Consider the following 16,791-nt stretch of genomic DNA (forward strand, 5'->3'; position numbering starts at 1 on the left):
GATTTCCTGGCCGGCCGCGAGCGCGTAGGAGATGCCCGCGACGACGCGGTCGGCGCCGCCGCCCTTCGCCTCGACGACGCGGTCACCCGCATTGTCGACGACGTAGGTGTCCGAGCCCGCCCCGCCGATCATCGTGTCGGCACCGCCGCCGCCGTTGAGGACGTTGTTGCCGTCGTTGCCCGTCAGCGTCTGGCCGAACGCGTTGCCGGTGAGGTTCAGCGCCGCCGAATCGGTGGATGCGAGCAGTTGGAGCGCCTCGATCTCCTGACCCGCCGCCAGCGCGTAGCTGATTGCGGACAGCACGGTGTCGGTGCCGGCACCCTTGGCCTCGATGACGAGATCGCCGGCATTGTCGACGACGTAAGTGTCGGCGCCGGCCCCGCCGCTCAGCGTGTCCGCACCCAGGCCACCGTCGATGACGTTGGCTCCGGCGTCGCCGGTGATGCTGTCGCGACCCGAGCCGCCGATCACGTTCTCGAAATTCTTGAACGTGTCCGTTTCGGTGACCGGACCGTTGCTCGTGACGACCGTCGATGCCGTCGCGCCCTTGAGCACGATCGTGCGGCCCGGTCCGTCCTCGTAGGGGTCGGAATAGTCGAGCGTGTCCATGCCGCCGGCGCCGTCGAGGATGTCGTTGCCGAGGCCGCCCTTGATGACGTTGGCCTGTTCATCCCCGGTGATGGTGTCGTCGCCGTCGCTGCCGGTCACGTTCTCGAAGTTCCTGAACGTGTCCGTATCGGTGACGTCGTTGCCCCAGAGGTCCTCGTAGGTGAAGGCAGTGGTCGAAACCGCCGCGCCTTTGAGGACGAGGGTGAAGCCGGCTCCGGTCATGTGAAAGTCGGAATAGTCGAGCGTGTCGCCGGTACCCGCGCCGCCGTCGAGCGTGTCGCTGCCTTGGCCGCCCTGGATGGTGTCGTTGCCGGTCCCACCGCTCGCGGTGTCGTTGCCGCCGGCCATCACGATCACGTCGTCCACCGCGGTGCCGCCGAAGGTCGAGCCGCGATTCTCACCGCGATATTCGAAATGCTCGAAGCCGGCGATCTTGCCGATCACGGCGCCGCCCTTGCGGATCGCGCTGCCGTCGAAGCCGACGCCGACATCGTAATACTGCTCGAAGTACAGGATCGTGTCGTCGCCGGCCCCGGCATCGTAGAGCGACACGCCGCCATCGGTCCGATAGCCCGAATAGGCCTCCCTGATCAGCAGGACATCGTCGCCGTCCCCGGTGCGGATGCTGTCCGCCCCGTCCACGACCGCATCGGCGGTGTCGTTCCCCGCGCCCGTGTCGACGGTGTCGCTGCCCGAGGCGATGTCGACGTAGTCTTGCCCGCCCAGCGTGGCGACGGTGTCGTTGCCCCCGCTGGCCTCGACGAAGTCGTCGCCGACGCCCCCGGTGGCCTTGACGGTCGAATAGGTCGACAGGGACAACGCCTCGATCGCGACGGCCTTGACCTGAATCGTGCCGTCGATCGCGATCGTGGTCGTGGCACCGACCTTCGCCTCGACGGTTCCGTCGAAGTTCTTCCGATAGAGGAAACGGAGTGTATCGATGCCCTCGCCGCCGTCGAGGATGTCGTCGAGGCCGGCCTGCGTGGCGTCGAGGGTGTCGTTTCCGGCATCGCCGTAGAGGGCGTCCCGGCCGTAGCCGCCGCGGAGGGCGTCGTCGCCCCCGCCGCCGTGCACGACGTCGTTCGAGGAATTGGTTGCGCTCTCATCGTGGAGGTCGCGGCGGCGGTCGAAGTGGAACGAGTAGCCGTACGAGGTCTGGTCCGCGTTGATCTCGTCGTTGCCGTCGCCGCCCGCGATCGTGTCGGCACCGCGCCCACCGAAGAGATTGTCGTCGCTCTTGCCGCCCGTGAGGGTGTCGTTGCCGTCGCCGCCGTCGATGGGGTTGGACTCAAGGCCGGTGGCGAGGACGACGGCGCGGGCATCGCCGACCGAGATCGTGTCGTTGCCGCTGCCCCCGCCGACGCGGCCGAACGCCTCGATGCTCGACAGGCTGCCGTAGGCGCCGAGTGAGGTGGTGACGCCGGCGATGAGCGTGAGGTTCTCCGTCGCGTTCCAGAGATCGAAGCCGCCGGTGTCGAACCCGGCGCCGCCGATCAGCGTGACCTTGCCCGAGCCGCCGTCGAGCGTGTCGTCTCCGCCGCCGCCGGTCAGGACGTCGTCGCCGCTGCCGCCGTAGAGCGCGTCGTCCAGCGCGCCGCCGGTAACGGTGGTCGCGCCGGTGACGTCGGCGCCGTCGAAGATCAGCCGCTCGACGTTCTTCACGAGCAGAGCGTCGACGCCGCCGATCCGAACGCTGCTGCCGGCGGCGGTCAGGGTGACGGCGATCGTGTCGGTCGTGGCGGAAAACGGGACGTAGATTTCCGCGGTGTCGCGATCGGTCCCGCCGTCGACGACGCCGCCCGCCGGCCCGGTGCGGGCGGCGACCGTACGGATGAAATCGTCGCCGGCATCGCCGTAGAGGCGGTCGCCCTCCGCATCACGTGCTGAGGCGCCGTCGCCGCCGTGGATCGTGTCGTTGCCGTCGCCGCCGTGGATCGTGTCGGTCCCGGTGCCGCCCCCGATCTGATCGCTCCCGCCGCCGCCGTCGAGCGTGTCGCTGCCGCCCCGGCCGAAGATGAACTCGGCCAGACTCGTGCCCGCGACCGTCTCGTCGTCGTCGTCACCGTAATAGTAGGTGCCGATAAATTTGCCGGCCATGGTCTTCCCCCGATGCCCTGTCATCGTCGTACCAGGAACTTCCCGCGCAGGCGAAGGCTGACAGGATCGTCACAGCACGCAATGATTTGCGCTGAATTGCATCGACTCTTCTATGTGCTATAGGACGCATCTCTGGGAAGAGGCCATGTCTAAGTTTGTTTTTTCATCGATGGTCGAGATCTAGTTCAGCTGATGCTGAATTATCTATTTTCTTGATAAATCGCGGCCCGCGTCCAAGATTGCAAATCGTATCACTGCCGTGGTCGGACTGTCCACTATCCAATTGAATAGTCCCGAGAGCGTCCGCACCGTCGTCCAGCAGGAAAGGGGGCGGCATCCCGATGCGGTCTCACCCTCTCGCGGAGCGAGCCGCGATCGGCCGCGACGCGATCCGACGCGGCACTGACCGCGACCTCGAAGCCTGATCGAATTGAAAACCCGCCCTGTGAAAGCAGACGTGACCGGTCGCGTCGCCCAGGCCTTCGGGCCGCGCTCGCTCGACCGCAATATCAGTCGGATCGATGGGAAGCGTCGCGCCTCTTTCCCATTCAAGCTCACAGGCGCGCGAACGTTTCGCGCCAGGAGCCGGCTCTCCGCTTGCGGCCCATCCATCGGTGTCGTCCCGTTCCGCGGGTTTCAGGTGATGAACCTCGCCCCCGCTGACGGCCTTCGAGTTGGCCAACCTGGAACTCGGCCGGGACTTTTACGACATGACCTTCCTGTCGGAGGGGGCGGATCATCCCTGGCAACCGAAACGGACCCGTTTTACGAGCGGAAAATATATAAAGAAAACTATATTGGTGTTATCAAGCTGTCGATCTTCATCATCCTTGAATGGCCGCCCCAGTCCAGAGGCCGTCTCCCCGATGCCATCCAGACTGGTACGGCAACATGACGCCGGCCGCCGAATTAAAGGGTCGATCCGCATGATCGATCCCGGCTGTCCGACGGATACCCGCGGCAAATGCCGTCAAACCATCTTCTGTGATTCGAAGCGCTGGGAAGGTCCCAGCGCGCGAGGTCCTTTGCCGGCAGATACGATCATCCGGCTTCAGATTTTCCTGCCGACAAACATCGCACTCTCCAGCCGACAAACCCGTTGCGCGCTTTGCGAATCAACCACCATGATTTCAATGGGTTCGGCTGGAAAGTGCCGACAAACTTCCCGTAATTGCACATGAGCACCCCCGGCGCCCGCGGCTCGCGGGCGCCGCCTCCGCGAGGATCGGCCCCGAACGACCGGGCCATGGCGATGGGCTTCGGAGGGGCCGGCTACAGCCGGATGTTGCGACGGCGCGCGCGTGCCTGTGCCCCATCGGCCACAATCCCGCGCCGCGAAACGATCTTTTGGAATCCCTCGAAACTTACACAGGTCATGTCTGGAACGGTTCGAAGGAAGCCGTCCGCGCCATGGCTCACGTAAGCTTGACCGTAAATGTTGCTGCATCGTAACCGCCGCCGATCAACGTGCCGGTACGAGTCCCCCCGCAGCTATGACGTTCAACAAAAACAAGAAAACACGGTTCGGCTTCAAGGCGAACGTTCTGCTTGCGGTTGCGGCCGGCGCCGGATCGAGCCTCTCGCCCGGGGCCGCTATGGCGCAGCAGGCCGCGGCCGGGACGCAGGAGGTCGTGCTGGAAGAGCTGTCGGTCGCGGGCGAAGGGCGCGGCGCGGGCAACGCCGCCGCCGGGTTCGGCGTGCCTCGGCTCAAGGCCGACGGCTACCTCGCGCGGGACGGCGTCAGCGCCACGCGCACCCAGACCCCCTTGCGCGAGGTGCCCCAGACCGTTGTCGTGGTGCCGGCCCAGGTTCTGACCGACGCGGCGGCGACGCGGGTGGACACCGCGCTGGACCTCGCGGGCGTCGGCCGGGCCAACAATTTCGGCGGGCTCGGCCTGTCGGAATTCACGATCCGCGGCCTCGCCACCGGCGAGTATTACCGCAACGGCTTCCCGATCAACCGCGGCTTCCCGAACTCGCCGGACGTCGCCTCGATCGAGCGCATCGAGGTGCTCAAAGGTCCCTCCGCCTTCCTCTACGGACGGGGCGACCCCGGCGGCACCTTCAACATCGTCACCAAGCAGCCGCTAGCGGAGCGCGCCCTGTGGGTGGGCCAGCAGCTCGGCAGCTTCAACGCCAAGCGCACCACCTTCGACGCCACCGGCCCCCTCGACGCTGACGGACAGGTGCTCGCCCGCCTCACCGGCGCGTTCGAGGACAACGGCAGCTTTCGCGATTTCGTCTACAGCGACCGCTATTACTTGGCGCCGGTGATCGCCTGGAAGGCCACGCCCGACACCACGATCACCCTGGAAGGCGAGTTCCTCGGCACCGCCCAGCCGCTCGACCGGGGTATCGTGCCCTTCAACGGCAGCATTCGGACCCTGCCGCGCAGCCGCTTCCTCGGCGAACCCGGCCTCGCGCCGGTCCGCAACGACAACGCGCTCGGCCAATTGCGCATCGAGCACCGGATCGATCCGGACTGGGTCGTCACCGCCGGCGCGCAGGTGCTCGGCGGCAACATCCGCGGTCTCGGCGTCGGCGTCTTCGGCGTCAATCAGGTCAATCCGCGCCTGCTGGACCGCACCCTCGAATACCGCGACCTGACGTGGTCGGACCTCGACCTCCAACTCAACCTCGCCGGCAAGTTCGAGACCGGCCCCTTCCGCCACACGCTGCTGATGGGGCTCGAATACGACAGCTACCGCTACCGGGAGGTCTTCAGCCGGTCGCCCCGTCTGTTGGCCGATGAGAGGACGAGCCGGTTCCCCCTTGATCCGCTGGCGCCGGCCTACGGCCAGTCCCTGCCCGCGATCACGAGCCCGGTCACCAATTTCCTCCAGGACACCCAGAGCATCGCCGGCTACGTCCAGGACCAGATCGACCTCACGCCGCGCCTCCACGCGCTGGCCGGCGTACGGGTCGAGAATCTCGGCCTCGTCTCGACCAATTACCTCCCGGTCCGCCCCGGGACCGTCAATCCGGCGAACCGGGAGGCGACGGTCGCCACGCCCCGCTTCGGCCTCGTCTACGATCTTACCGACACCGTCTCGATCTACGGCAACTACGCGCAGTCGTTCCGGCCCAACACCGGTACGACCACGACGGGGCTGCCGCTTCCCTTCCAGGGCGGTGAAGGCCTCGAGGCCGGTGCCAAGATCGCCCTGCTCGATGGACGTCTGAGCCTGGACGCGGCCGTGTTCGACATTCGGCGCACCAACGTGGCGACCACCGACCCGCTCAACGTGAACGCCTTTGTCGCGGCCGGCGAAATCCGCAGCCGCGGCTTCGACCTCAGCGTCGCGGGCTACCTCGCACCGGGCTGGCGGGTGTTCGGCACCTATACCCACGCCGATGCCGAAGTGACGCGGGACCAAACGATCCCGGTCGGTACCCGGCTCGCCAACGTGCCGACGAACAGCCTCGCCGTGCAGAGCGTCTACGAGTTCCAGGGCGGCGACCTGCGCGGGCTCGGGCTCGGCGGCGGGCTCACCTATGTCGGCGCCCGCAACGCCGGGACGGCGTTCCCGACCTTCCGGCTGCCCGAATACACGACCCTCAACCTGATCTCGTATTACTGGATCACGCCCGAGGTGAAGGTCTATCTCAACGTCGAGAACCTGCTCGACGCGACCTACTACGACCGCGCCTTCCAGAACCGCTACGCCACGCCGGGCCTGCCACGCGCGATCATGGGCGGCGTCGCGGCGCGGTTCTGAAGGCGGGCAGCTGCCCCCCGCTTGAGCCATTCGGCGGGGGCGTGTACGGCGCAGGCGTCATGCCTTCGCCTCATTCGAGGGGAAAGCAGGCCGCCCGCTCGTCCGGGCGCGCTTGGCGCGCCGGGGGCCCATCCTCGGACGACGGGTCGGGCCGCATTTTTCGTCAGACCGGTGCCCATCCTGAAAGGAGGCGCCGCGTCCCACGCGACATCCGCCAAAGGGGTCACTACGCCGATGTTCCTTGCCAAGTCTTCCATGGCCAAGCATTCCGCGCGCCCGCTGCGCGTGGCCGCCTTCCTCGCCATGGCGGGCCTCGGGGCCGGCCTCGGCGCGACCGCTTACGCCCAGGCGCCCGCCAAGAAGCCGGCGGCGCCCGCGCCGACGCCCGCTCCGGCCCAGTCCCAGCCGGCGGCGCCCGCCGGGCAGCAGGCCCAGCAGACCGGCCCGCAGATCATCAACGTGAAGTCGGAGCCGAGCCAGGCCGACTGGACCAAGGTCTGCGGCAAGGACAACGCGTCGGGCACCGACGTCTGCTACACCACCCGCGACTTCGTGTCGGATTCGGGCCAGCCGGTGATGGCGGTCGCGCTCTACGACATGAAGAACACGACGGCCAAGCAGGAGGTGAAGGTCATCCGCTTCCTCCTGCCGCTCGGCCTGATGCTGGCGCCCGGCATCCGCTTCAGCGTCGACGGCAAGGAGACCACGGCCGGCAAGTTCGCGGTCTGCTTCCCCAACGGCTGCTTCGCCGAGGCCCCGGCCGTCTCCAACGAGCTGCTCGCGGCCTTCAAGAAGGGCGGCACGCTCAACGTCTCGGTGCAGAACCAGACCCAGCGCGAGGTCGTGTTCGCCGTGCCGCTCGCCGGCTTCGGCAAGGCCTTCGACGGCCCGGCCATCGACCCGAAGGTGCTGGAAGACCAGCAGAAGAAGCTCCAGGCCGAGATGGAGAAGCGCAGCGACGACATGCGCAAGAAGCTGGAGCAGCAGGGCGGCACCCCGGCTCCCGCCGCCCCGGCCGCCAGCGCCGCGCCGAAGTAAGCTCGGGCCTCTTTCCACGACCTTATCGCCCCGCCGCGGCTTCCCGCGGCGGGGTTTTCCGTTTGCACACCCGGCTCCGTTCGATCAATTCGATGAGACGCGCATCCCCTCGCCCCGCTGTGCGGGGAGAGGGCCGCGACGACCTCGTTGTCGGCGCGGCGAGGCGGCAGCCGAAGGTGAGGGGGCTCTTCAGGACGGGTCACTTCCGGCGAGGCCCCCTCACCGCCGCTTCGCTTCCTTCATGGACGACAAGGTCCATGAAGGCCTCTCCCCGCGTGCGGGGAGAGGGGGGAGCCGCCGCCTATGCGGCGATCAATCCGATCGAGCCTGCCGCGCAACGATCCGCGCCACGATCGCCTCCCGCTCGGCCCGGCTCGCCGCGAGCCTTTTTCGCGCGGCGGCGGTGACGGCTGGGCCCGCGGTCTCTGGCCGGCCGGCGTCGAAGGGCGGGGCCGGGGCGTATTCGTGCTGGAGCTGGATCGCCTGGGCGGTGGCCGGGTCGGTGAGTTCGGCCGCCAGGGTCAGGGCGAAGTCGATGCCCGCGGTCACGCCGCCGCCGGTGACGAGGTTGCCGTCGCGCACCACGCGCGCCTCCACCGGCACCGCGCCGAAGGCGGCGAGCAGGTCGTGCGCGGCCCAATGCGTCGTGGCGCGCCGCCCCACGAGCAGACCCGCGGCGCCGAGCACCAGCGCGCCGGTGCAGACCGAGGTGAGGTAGCGGGCGCCCGCGGCCTGACGCCGGACGAAGTCGAGGGTCTCGTCGTCCTCCATCAGGGTGTTCACGCCCGCGCCGCCCGGCACGCACAGCACGTCGAGGGCGGGGCAGTCCGAAAACGTCGTCGTCGGGGTGAGCACGAGGCCGGTGGCGCTGGTGACCGGCGCGCGGTCTCTCGCGACGAGATGCACGCGGGCGTCGGGCAGCGTGGCGAACACCTCGTAGGGCCCGGTCAGGTCGAGCTGCTGCACCCGCGGGAACACCAGAAGGCCGATCTCGAGCGCCATGGTCCCTCCCCTCACCGGCTCAGCTTATCGCAGATAGATCACGCTGTAGAGCGAGGCGCGCAGCTCCGCCTCGTCGAGCCAGACCCGGCCGAACTCGCACCGCTCGCGGATGCCCGGCCGCATCCGGGCGCAGTACTCGCCCGTGTTGTCCTGCAGATGGTACCGGCAGCGCCCGCCGACTTTGCGCCGGGCGAGGATCGGGCTCGAATGGTCGGCGGCGAGGTCGGGGTCCTTGGGGTCGCGCTCCTCCAGCACGTACCAGGAATAGCCGACCACCGGCAGGCGGCCGTGATCCAGCGCGTAGTCGATCATCGCCATCAGCCGCTCGGAGCCGGCTGCGAGGTCCGGGTCGCCGGCCTTCGCCCGCTCCATGAAGTCGAGCTGGTTGTCGGCGATCGATTCCGAGACCGGCAGCAGCGGCACCGGCAGAGGCTGGCGGCGGCAGCGCCGCTCGACATGGGCGATCCAGCCGGCGTTGAAGGCGTCGGTGGCGGGGTCGCGCAGCCGCTCCACCGTGCCACCGAGGCTGCGCCAGCTCATCTTCGGCGCGAGCCGGCTGCGCCAGCGCAACGCGCTGAGCGTACGCAGATGCTGGCCGTAGCCGTCGAACGAGGGCAGGTCGCGGTCCGGGCACAGGCCGCCGAGATTGTAGAGGAGGGCCGCGGCTTCCTCCTGCCCGTCCTCCAGCTTGTCGAAGAACGGTTTTCGCAGCGGGTTGCGCTCCTTCGAGGCCTCGGTGTCGTTGCGGCTCTCGGCGATGTCCTTTGTGAGATCGGGGTGGGTGTTCAGGTACTTCCGCAGGGCCCGGTCGCGGCTGTGAAAAAGGCCGGCGGGGTCGGCGAAGTAGTAGCGGGTGGCCACATCCAGCGCCGAGACCGTGACGCCGACCCGCTGCGAGATCATGTCGGCGGTGGCGTAGGCGAAGCAGATCGCGCTGTCGCCCTGGCTCATCGGCGAGCGCGCTGGATCGGGGCTGATGCGCCCGTCGAGGGGATGCGTGGCCCGCCGTGCGGGCAGCGCCACCGCCGCCTCGGTGCAGCCGCGGCTGCGGGAATAACTCGGTCGCTCCGGCAGGAGGCGCGTGTCGAGGGCGCTCGCGGGATCGGCTGCGAGGATCGACAGCAGCCCGATGAGAAGCCGGCCCGCGGCCTGCCTCACTCGGCCACCGTCGGGCCCGGCTCCGCGTCCTCCGCCGCCGCCGCGTCGGCGCCGCGGACCACTTCCGCGGCGGCGGCCTCGGCCAGCAGCGCGTAGCCGCCGTCGGCCATGTGCAGGCCGTCCTTGGCGAACAGTTCGGAGCGGGTGAGCCGGCTCTGGGCGATCCAGCCGCGCATGAGGTCGGAGCGGCGGATCACCGGCACGCCGAGTTCGGCGCCGATGTCGCGCACTGCATCGCGGAAGCGGTCCGCGCCGGGCGTGGCGTCGAGGGCCGGGCACCATTGCGGCTCCATCAGCACCACGTCGATGCCGGCCTCACGGATGCGGGCGACCGCGGCCTGCGTCGCCGTGCGGAAATGGGTGAGCGAGATGCCGCGCAGGGGATCATTGCTGCCGGTCTGCCAGATCACGAGATCGGGCGCGGGCTTGATCACGTCGCGGTCGAGGCGGGCCAGCATCTCGTCCACGGCCTCGCCGCCGATGCCGCGGTTCTCGACCAGGATGTCGCCCGCGAGCTGCGGCAGGGCGCGGCGCAGCAGCGCCTCCAGCCGGGCCGGATAGGAGGCGGCGCGGGTGCTGGCGCCGATGCCCTCCGTCGAGGACGAGCCGAAAGCGACGATCCGCAGCGGTTCGCCCGCGGCGATGCGCTGGGCGACCCGCGGCAGGCTGCCCGGCACCGGCTCGGGCGTTTCGTCGAACAGGCCGAGATCGATCCGGTCCGACATGAGGCCGGCATAGGCCAGGACGGCGGTGGAGGACAGGCTGAGCGCGAGCGCGACGGCCGCCGCACGGGTCAGCCGCCGGCCGGTGGAGGGGCGGTGGCGTAAGAAGATCCGCATCACGTTCGCGACGTCCTGCACCCCGCGGACATCCGGGTTCGCACCCGATGGCCGGCAGGCGGAGGGCTACGGCGACCGACCTTCCGCCTGCGGGAGATCGGTCCGGGGCGGGTTCGCCCGGTTTTGGGGATCGAGGCCGGCGCGTCCGGAGGGCTGCCGGTTCCCCTGTTCCGGAGGCGATTTAACGGTGGGGCGTGAGGGCGGGCAAATGAAATAAATTGCGCAAAGGTTAACTGGGCTCAATGTGGATTGGGGGTAAGACTCGGCCGGACGGCATAGGCCGATACGTTCGCACGCCGCGGGTTTCTGCGCTCCACCGTCATTCCGGGGCGCCGAAGGCGAACCCGGAATCCACCCGTGATGCGCGGCTACCCACACCGTCGCGGCCAGTCGTGGATTCCGGGTTCGCTTCGCGCCCCGGAATGACGGGGGTGGGTTCAGGCCCGCGACAGCAGCGAGACCGTGCCGCTGCCGTGGCGCTCGATCCGGCCGTCGAGTTCGAGTTCGAGCAGCAGCGAATGCACCACCCGCACCGGCAGGCCGGTGGCGCGGGCGAGCGCGTCGGTGCCGACGGGGGCGGGGCTCAGCGCCGCGAGCAGGCGCTCGCCGGCCTCGTCGTCGTCGGACGGCGCGGTGTGGAACGGGGCCGGCGCCTCGTGCAGGACGGCGACCGCCGGGCGCGGGCCGGTGCCGTCGAGGTCGATCTCGTCCCAGTAATCGGCGTCCTCCGGCTCCGGGCGGTCGGCGACGCCGCCGGCCTTGCCCTCGCCGCCGGAGATCAGCGGCTCGATGACGGTGAGCACGTGCTCCACCTCGGCCACCAACGTCGCACCCTGGCGGATCAGGTCGTTGGTGCCCTCGGCGCGGGGATCGAGGGGCGAGCCCGGCACGGCGAAAACCTCGCGGCCCTGCTCCAGCGCGAAGCGCGCGGTGATGAGCGAGCCGGAGCGGCGCGCGGCCTCGACCACGACGGTGCCCAGCGACAGCCCCGAGATGATGCGGTTGCGGCGGGGGAAGTCGCGCCCGCGCGGCACCCAGCCCATCGGCATCTCGGCGACGATGGCGCCGCCCGCCTCCAGGATCTCATCGACGAGGCCCTTGTGGCTGTCGGGATAGATCTTGTCGTGTCCGCCCGCGATCACCGCCACGGTGCCCCCTTTGAGCGCGGCGCGGTGGGCGCGGGCGTCGATGCCGCGGGCGAGGCCCGAGACGACGACGAGCCCGGCCTCGCCAAGGCCCATCGCGAGCCGCTCGGTGAAGGCGAGGCCGGCCGTCGAGGCGTTGCGCGAGCCGACGATGGCGACGGAGGGTTTCAGGATCGCCCCCGCCGCGCCGCGGAGCGCGATCAGCGGCGGCGCGGTGTCGGTGGCGTGCAGGCTTTTGGGGTACTCCGCCTCGCCCATGGCGAGGTAGCGCACGCCGAGCCGGGCGGCTGCGGCCAGCTCGCGCTCGATCTGCGCCTTGGTGGCTGGGACGATGGGCTTGCCGGTGCGCTTGGTCAGGTCCGGCAGGGCGTCAAGCGCTGCGGCCGCGCTGCCGAAGCGGTTGATCAGGCCGCGGAAGGTGCGCGGACCGACGCGCTCGGTGCGGATCAGGCGCAGCCAGTCGAAGCGCTGCGCGTCGGTGAGCTGCATCGAAACACCCCCGCTCGTCGGGGAGTCGGCGTCAGCCCTTCTGCCCGATCCGCCCCTCGGTGCCGGCGGCGAGCCGGCGGATGTTGGGGGCGTGCTTCCACCATAGCAGGGCCGCGAGCACGAGGAAGAGCGCCGCAACGTGTCCGTGTCCCAGCGCCCACAGCACGAGCGGGGTGGCGGCCGAGGCCGCGAGCGCGGCCAGCGACGAGTATTTGAGCGCGAAGGCGAGCCCGAGCCAGATCGCCGCGAAGGCGAGAAGCGTAAGCGGGCTAAGCGCAATGAGGATGCCGATGAAGGTCGCGACCCCCTTGCCGCCCTTGAAGCCGAGCCAGACCGGGAAGAGGTGGCCCAAAAAGGCCCCGAGTCCGGCAGCGAGCGCGGGCCCCTCCCCCCAATAGCCGGCGATCAGCACGGCGGCGGTGCCTTTCAGCGCGTCGCCGAGCAAGGTCGCGGCGGCGAGCCCCTTGCGGCCGGTGCGGAGCACGTTGGTCGCCCCGATATTGCCCGATCCGATGGCGCGCACGTCGCCGAGGCCGGCGACCTTGGTGAGGATCAGCCCGAACGGGATCGAGCCCAGCGCGTAGCCGAACGCGAGGGCGCCGAGGAGCAGCGGCCAGCCGGCCTCAAAGAGCGGGGTCATGCCGCCACCGCGAAAAGCTCGGAGCGGTGGACGATCCGGCCGCCGACCAGCGTTAGCACCGCCGCGCCCTGGAGCCGCGCCTCGTCGAACGGCGAGTTCTTCGAGCGCGACTTCAGCTGCCGCTTGTCCAGCACGTAGGGCAGGTCGGGGTCGATCAGCACGAGGTCGGCGGGCGCGCTTGGCGCGAGGCGTCCGGCCTCGCGGCCCAAAAGGTTGGCGGGGTTGGACGAGAGCGCGGCGAGCAGCCGGGGCAGCGACACGTCGCCGGTGTGGAGCAGGCGCAGGCTCGCGCCGAGCAGGGTTTCGATGCCGAGCGCACCGTCGGCGGCCTCGGCGAAGGGCAGGCGCTTGGTCTCGACGTCCTGCGGGTTGTGGTCGGAGACGATCACGTCGATCACCCCCTCGTTGAGCGCGGCGATCACCGCGTGCCGGTCGTCCTCGCGGCGCAGCGGCGGCGAGAGCTTGCAGAAGGTGCGGTAGTGGCCGATGTCGCCCTCGTTCAGCACGAGGTTGTTGACCGAGACGCCGCAGGTGACGGGCAGGCCCGCGTCTTTGGCCCGCCGCACGATCTCGACGCTGTCGGCGCAGGAGATCATCGCCGCGTGGTAGCGCCCGCCGGTGAGGCGCACGAGGCGGATGTCGCGCTCCAGCATGATCGTCTCGGCCTCGCGGGGCACGCCCATCAGCCCGAGGCGGGAGGCCATCTCGCCCTCGTTCATCACGCCTTCGGCGGCGAGATCGGGCTCCTCGACATGCTGCATGAGGAGCGCGCCGAAATCGCGGGCGTAGGTGAGCGCGCGGCGCATCACCTGGGCGTTCGTCACCGCCTTGAGCCCGTCGGTGAAGGCGACCGCGCCCGCCTCCTGCAGCAAGCCGAACTCGGTCATCTCGCGCCCCGCCAGACCCTTGGTGATGGCAGCGGCCGGCAGGACGTTGACGCTCGCCGTGTCGCGGGCGCGGCGCAGCACGAAATCCACGATGGGCGGCCCGTCGATCACCGGGTTGGTGTCCGGCATGCAGACCAGCGTGGTCACGCCGCCCGCGGCGGCCGCCGCGCTCGCCGAGGCCAGGGTCTCGCGATGCTCCGCGCCGGGCTCGCCGACGAAGGCGCGCAGGTCGATCAGGCCGGGCGCCAGCACGTGCCCGCCGCAATCGATTTTTTGTGAGCCTTCCGGCGTGCCGGGGGCGGCGCCCCAGGCGACATCCTGGATGCGCCCGCCCTGCACCAGCACGGCGCCGGGGCCCTCGCGGCCGGTGGCCGGATCGAGCAGGTGGGCGTTCGAGAGGAGGAGCGGAGCGACTGTCATCGGCCGAGTTCGACGAATTCCCGTGCGTCCGCCCGAGCCTTCGCCGGGCGCCGGGCTTGTCGGTAAACCAGTGTCGCGGCCAGAACCAGAGGCGCGTGGTGACGAACGCGGCTGACGCCCCCACCATCGTCATTCCGGGGCGCGCAGCGAACCCGGACCCGCAGGGGCGCGCCGGAGGCGTGCAATCCACCCGTGATGCGCGGCCTCACGAAGCGTCGCGGCCAGTCGTGGATTCCGGGTTCCGCTGCGCGGCCCCGGAATGACGGTGGAGGATAACCCGATCCCCGGTGCGCGGCTCGCAAGTCCATCCCCCACGCCCCCGCCGTTGCCGGCCCGTAAAACCCGATGCTATAGCCCGACCGATGCCGGGCGGCCTCCGCCGGGGCTTTTCGAACGTTTCACGGGCGGCATGTCGGTCGACGAGAAGACGGTACGGCGCATCGCGCATCTGGCGCGCATCGCGGTCACGGACGAGGAGGTCGGCCCGCTCCAGGGCGAGCTCAACGCCATCCTGGCCTTCGTCGAGCAGCTCGGCGCGGTCGATGTCACCGGCGTCGAGCCGATGACCTCGGTAACGCCGATGCGCATGAAGAAGCGCGAGGACGTCGTCAACGACGGCGGCCGGGCGGGCGACATCGTCGCCAACGCCCCCGACACCGAAGACAATTACTTTCTGGTGCCGAAGGTCGTCGAGTAGACGATTCGGCATGGGAATCGCTCACGCCTCTTCCCTCCCCCTTGCGGGGAGGGACCGAGGGTGGGGGTGGTTCCGCCGGACTCCGCCGCGGCAGGCGGAGCCACCCCCACCTCCTCCCTCCTCCCCGCAAGGGGGAGGAGAGCGCCCGTCTCGGTGAGCGAGGCGACTCGATGGAACGCTCATGACGGCACTCAACGAACTCACCCTGGCCGAGGCCCGCGACGGGCTGAAGCAAAAAGATTTCTCCGCCCGCGAGATCGCGCAGGCGCATCTCGACGCCATCGAGAAGGCGGGCGCGCTCAACGCTTACATCGTGGGAACGCCCGACCGCGCCCTGAAGATGGCGGACGTCTCCGACGAAAAAATCGCCAAGGGCGAGGCCCGGCCGCTCGAAGGGCTGCCGCTCGGCATCAAGGACCTGTTCGCGACGCAAGGGGTGCACACCACCGCGGGCTCCAAGATCCTCGAAGGGTTCGAGCCGCATTACGAATCGAACGTCTCGACCCAGCTCTGGCGCGACGGCGCGGTGATGCTGGGCAAGCTCAACCTCGACGAGTTCGCCATGGGCTCCTCGAACGAGACCAGCGCCTACGGCAAGACGATCTCGCCCTGGCGCCGGAACGGTTCGGACGCGGCGCTGGTGCCCGGCGGCTCGTCGGGCGGCTCGGCGGCGGCGGTCGCGGCGCATCTCTGCCTGGGGGCGACCGCCACCGACACCGGCGGCTCGATCCGCCAGCCCGCCGCCTTCACCGGCACGGTCGGCATCAAGCCGACCTACGGGCGCTGCTCGCGCTGGGGCATCATCGCCTACGCTTCCTCGCTCGATCAGGCCGGCCCGATCGCCCGCACGGTGCAGGATTGCGCGATCCTGCTCGGCTCCATGGCCGGCCACGACCCGCGCGACACGACTTCGGTCGATCTGCCCGTCCCGGACTTCGAGGCCGCGATCTCCCGCGGCGTGAAGGGCCTCACCATCGGCATCCCGAAGGAATACCGGGTCGAGGGCATGTCTGACGAGATCCTGCGGCTGTGGGACCAGGGCGCGGAATGGCTGCGGGCCGCGGGCGCGACCATTAAGGAAATCTCGCTGCCGCACACGCAATACGCGCTGCCGGCCTACTACATCGTGGCCCCGGCCGAGGCCTCCTCGAACCTCGCCCGCTACGACGGCGTGCGCTACGGCCTGCGGGTTCCCGGCAAGGACATCGCCGGGATGTACGAGAACACCCGCGCGGCGGGCTTCGGCCGCGAGGTGAAGCGCCGCATCATGATCGGCACCTACGTGCTCTCGGCGGGCTATTACGACGCCTACTACGTGCGGGCGCAGAAGATTCGCACGCTGATCAAGCGCGACTTCGAGCAGGCCTACGCGTCCGGCGTCGATGCGATCCTCACGCCGGCCACCCCGTCGGCCGCCTTCGGCCTCGGCGAGATGGCGAGCGCGGACCCGGTGCAGATGTACCTCAACGATGTGTTCACCGTGACGGTGAACATGGCCGGGCTGCCCGGCATCGCGGTGCCGGCGGGGCTCGACGCGCAAGGGTTGCCCCTCGGCCTCCAGCTGATCGGCCGGCCCTTCGATGAGGAGACGCTGTTTGCCGCGGCGCAGACCATCGAGGACGCGGCCGGGCGGATGAAACTCCCCGCCGCGTGGTGGGCTTGAGCCCGGTATGAACGCCGCTCCCCCCGTCGTCCCGGTCTATCCCGTTTCGGTCTGGATCATGGCCGGCTTCGATCCGGTGCTGATCGCGGTCGCCTTCATCCTCGGCTGGAAGGCCGACCAGTTCGGCAAGGTGTTCATCGCGGCCATCGCCGCGCTGGCGATCTCGGTGCTGTTCGCCTGGATCGTGACCCGGATCGGCCTGCCCTGGCCCGCCCCGGTCGCCGCCGACATGCCGACCTTCTTCCCCGTCCGCACGGTCTCGGCCTTCCTGTGGGCGGCGGCCGGGTACGGCGCGCGGCGGGTGCTGAAGCGGGGCGTTCGCTAGAGCCGACCGTCATTCCGGGGCCGCGCAGCGGAACCCGGAATCCAAGACTGGCCGCGACGCCTC

General features: G+C 69.7%; 12 protein-coding genes. 5 read left to right on the top strand and 7 right to left on the bottom strand.

Annotated elements, in window-relative coordinates; genetic code table 11:
- Positions 1-2,706, bottom strand: a 2,706-nt coding sequence (locus tag AAHG03_RS04990) for a beta strand repeat-containing protein (protein ID WP_342149207.1), incomplete at its 3' end; no start/stop codon positions are given.
- Positions 2,707-4,301: 1,595 nt separating this feature from the next.
- Here AAHG03_RS04990 and AAHG03_RS04995 point away from each other — a divergent pair.
- On the top strand, positions 4,302-6,425 hold the full coding sequence (locus tag AAHG03_RS04995) for a TonB-dependent siderophore receptor (RefSeq protein ID WP_342149209.1): 2,124 nt from the start codon (positions 4,302-4,304) through the stop codon (positions 6,423-6,425).
- 234 nt (positions 6,426-6,659) lie between these two features.
- Entirely contained in the window at positions 6,660-7,463 is an 804-nt protein-coding gene (locus tag AAHG03_RS05000) for an invasion associated locus B family protein (RefSeq protein WP_342149211.1), read from the top strand.
- A 312-nt stretch (positions 7,464-7,775) separates the two neighbouring features.
- Here the strand turns inward: AAHG03_RS05000 and AAHG03_RS05005 are convergent, their stop codons facing one another.
- From AAHG03_RS05005 to AAHG03_RS05030, 6 genes are all read right to left on the bottom strand, one after another.
- Positions 7,776-8,465: a DJ-1/PfpI family protein gene (locus tag AAHG03_RS05005; RefSeq protein ID WP_342149213.1), complete on the bottom strand. Its 690-nt coding sequence runs from the start codon at positions 8,463-8,465 to the stop codon at positions 7,776-7,778.
- A 24-nt stretch (positions 8,466-8,489) separates the two neighbouring features.
- Complete coding sequence (locus AAHG03_RS05010) at positions 8,490-9,623, bottom strand: hypothetical protein (RefSeq protein ID WP_342149215.1); 1,134 nt, start codon at positions 9,621-9,623, stop codon at positions 8,490-8,492.
- Positions 9,620-10,462 (bottom strand): SGNH/GDSL hydrolase family protein, encoded by an 843-nt coding sequence (locus AAHG03_RS05015; RefSeq protein WP_342149744.1) that lies wholly within the window; start codon positions 10,460-10,462, stop codon positions 9,620-9,622. The genes AAHG03_RS05010 and AAHG03_RS05015 overlap by 4 nt, the downstream gene beginning before the upstream one ends.
- Positions 10,463-10,899: 437 nt before the next feature.
- Positions 10,900-12,096: a DNA-processing protein DprA gene (gene dprA / locus AAHG03_RS05020; RefSeq protein ID WP_342149216.1), complete on the bottom strand. Its 1,197-nt coding sequence runs from the start codon at positions 12,094-12,096 to the stop codon at positions 10,900-10,902.
- Positions 12,097-12,127: 31 nt separating this feature from the next.
- Positions 12,128-12,736, bottom strand: a complete 609-nt coding sequence (gene plsY / locus AAHG03_RS05025) for a glycerol-3-phosphate 1-O-acyltransferase PlsY (RefSeq protein ID WP_342149218.1) — start codon at positions 12,734-12,736, stop codon at positions 12,128-12,130.
- A complete protein-coding gene (locus AAHG03_RS05030; protein WP_342149220.1) occupies positions 12,733-14,043 on the bottom strand; it encodes a dihydroorotase in 1,311 nt (436 codons plus the stop codon). The genes plsY and AAHG03_RS05030 overlap by 4 nt, the downstream gene beginning before the upstream one ends.
- A 409-nt stretch (positions 14,044-14,452) precedes the next feature.
- Here AAHG03_RS05030 and gatC point away from each other — a divergent pair, with 409 nt between their 5' ends.
- From gatC to AAHG03_RS05045, 3 genes are all read left to right on the top strand, one after another.
- Positions 14,453-14,740, top strand: coding sequence for an Asp-tRNA(Asn)/Glu-tRNA(Gln) amidotransferase subunit GatC (gene gatC / locus AAHG03_RS05035; protein ID WP_342149222.1), 288 nt, complete (start codon positions 14,453-14,455; stop codon positions 14,738-14,740).
- Between the two features lie 181 nt (positions 14,741-14,921).
- The gene (gene gatA / locus AAHG03_RS05040) at positions 14,922-16,403 is read left to right on the top strand and encodes an Asp-tRNA(Asn)/Glu-tRNA(Gln) amidotransferase subunit GatA (RefSeq protein ID WP_342149224.1); all 1,482 of its coding nucleotides are present in this window, start codon (positions 14,922-14,924) and stop codon (positions 16,401-16,403) included.
- Between the two features lie 7 nt (positions 16,404-16,410).
- Positions 16,411-16,728, top strand: a complete 318-nt coding sequence (locus tag AAHG03_RS05045; protein WP_342149226.1) for a hypothetical protein — start codon at positions 16,411-16,413, stop codon at positions 16,726-16,728.
- Positions 16,729-16,791: the final 63 nt, after the last annotated feature.

The organism is Methylorubrum subtropicum, assembly GCF_038442325.1.
GTDB lineage: Bacteria > Pseudomonadota > Alphaproteobacteria > Rhizobiales > Beijerinckiaceae > Methylobacterium > Methylobacterium subtropicum.

Excerpts from the sequence above, each read along its gene's own strand:
- dprA (WP_342149216.1), bottom strand. The coding sequence starts at position 12,096 with ATGCAGCTCACCGACGCGCAGCGCTTCGACTGGCTGCGCCTGATCCGC.
- plsY (WP_342149218.1), bottom strand. The coding sequence starts at position 12,736 with ATGACCCCGCTCTTTGAGGCCGGCTGGCCGCTGCTCCTCGGCGCCCTC.
- AAHG03_RS05030 (WP_342149220.1), bottom strand. The coding sequence starts at position 14,043 with ATGACAGTCGCTCCGCTCCTCCTCTCGAACGCCCACCTGCTCGATCCG.
- AAHG03_RS05005 (WP_342149213.1), bottom strand. The coding sequence starts at position 8,465 with ATGGCGCTCGAGATCGGCCTTCTGGTGTTCCCGCGGGTGCAGCAGCTC.
- gatC (WP_342149222.1), top strand. The coding sequence starts at position 14,453 with ATGTCGGTCGACGAGAAGACGGTACGGCGCATCGCGCATCTGGCGCGC.
- AAHG03_RS05045 (WP_342149226.1), top strand. The coding sequence starts at position 16,411 with ATGAACGCCGCTCCCCCCGTCGTCCCGGTCTATCCCGTTTCGGTCTGG.
- AAHG03_RS05015 (WP_342149744.1), bottom strand. The coding sequence starts at position 10,462 with ATGCGGATCTTCTTACGCCACCGCCCCTCCACCGGCCGGCGGCTGACC.
- AAHG03_RS05000 (WP_342149211.1), top strand. The coding sequence starts at position 6,660 with ATGTTCCTTGCCAAGTCTTCCATGGCCAAGCATTCCGCGCGCCCGCTG.
- AAHG03_RS04995 (WP_342149209.1), top strand. The coding sequence starts at position 4,302 with ATGGCGCAGCAGGCCGCGGCCGGGACGCAGGAGGTCGTGCTGGAAGAG.
- gatA (WP_342149224.1), top strand. The coding sequence starts at position 14,922 with ATGACGGCACTCAACGAACTCACCCTGGCCGAGGCCCGCGACGGGCTG.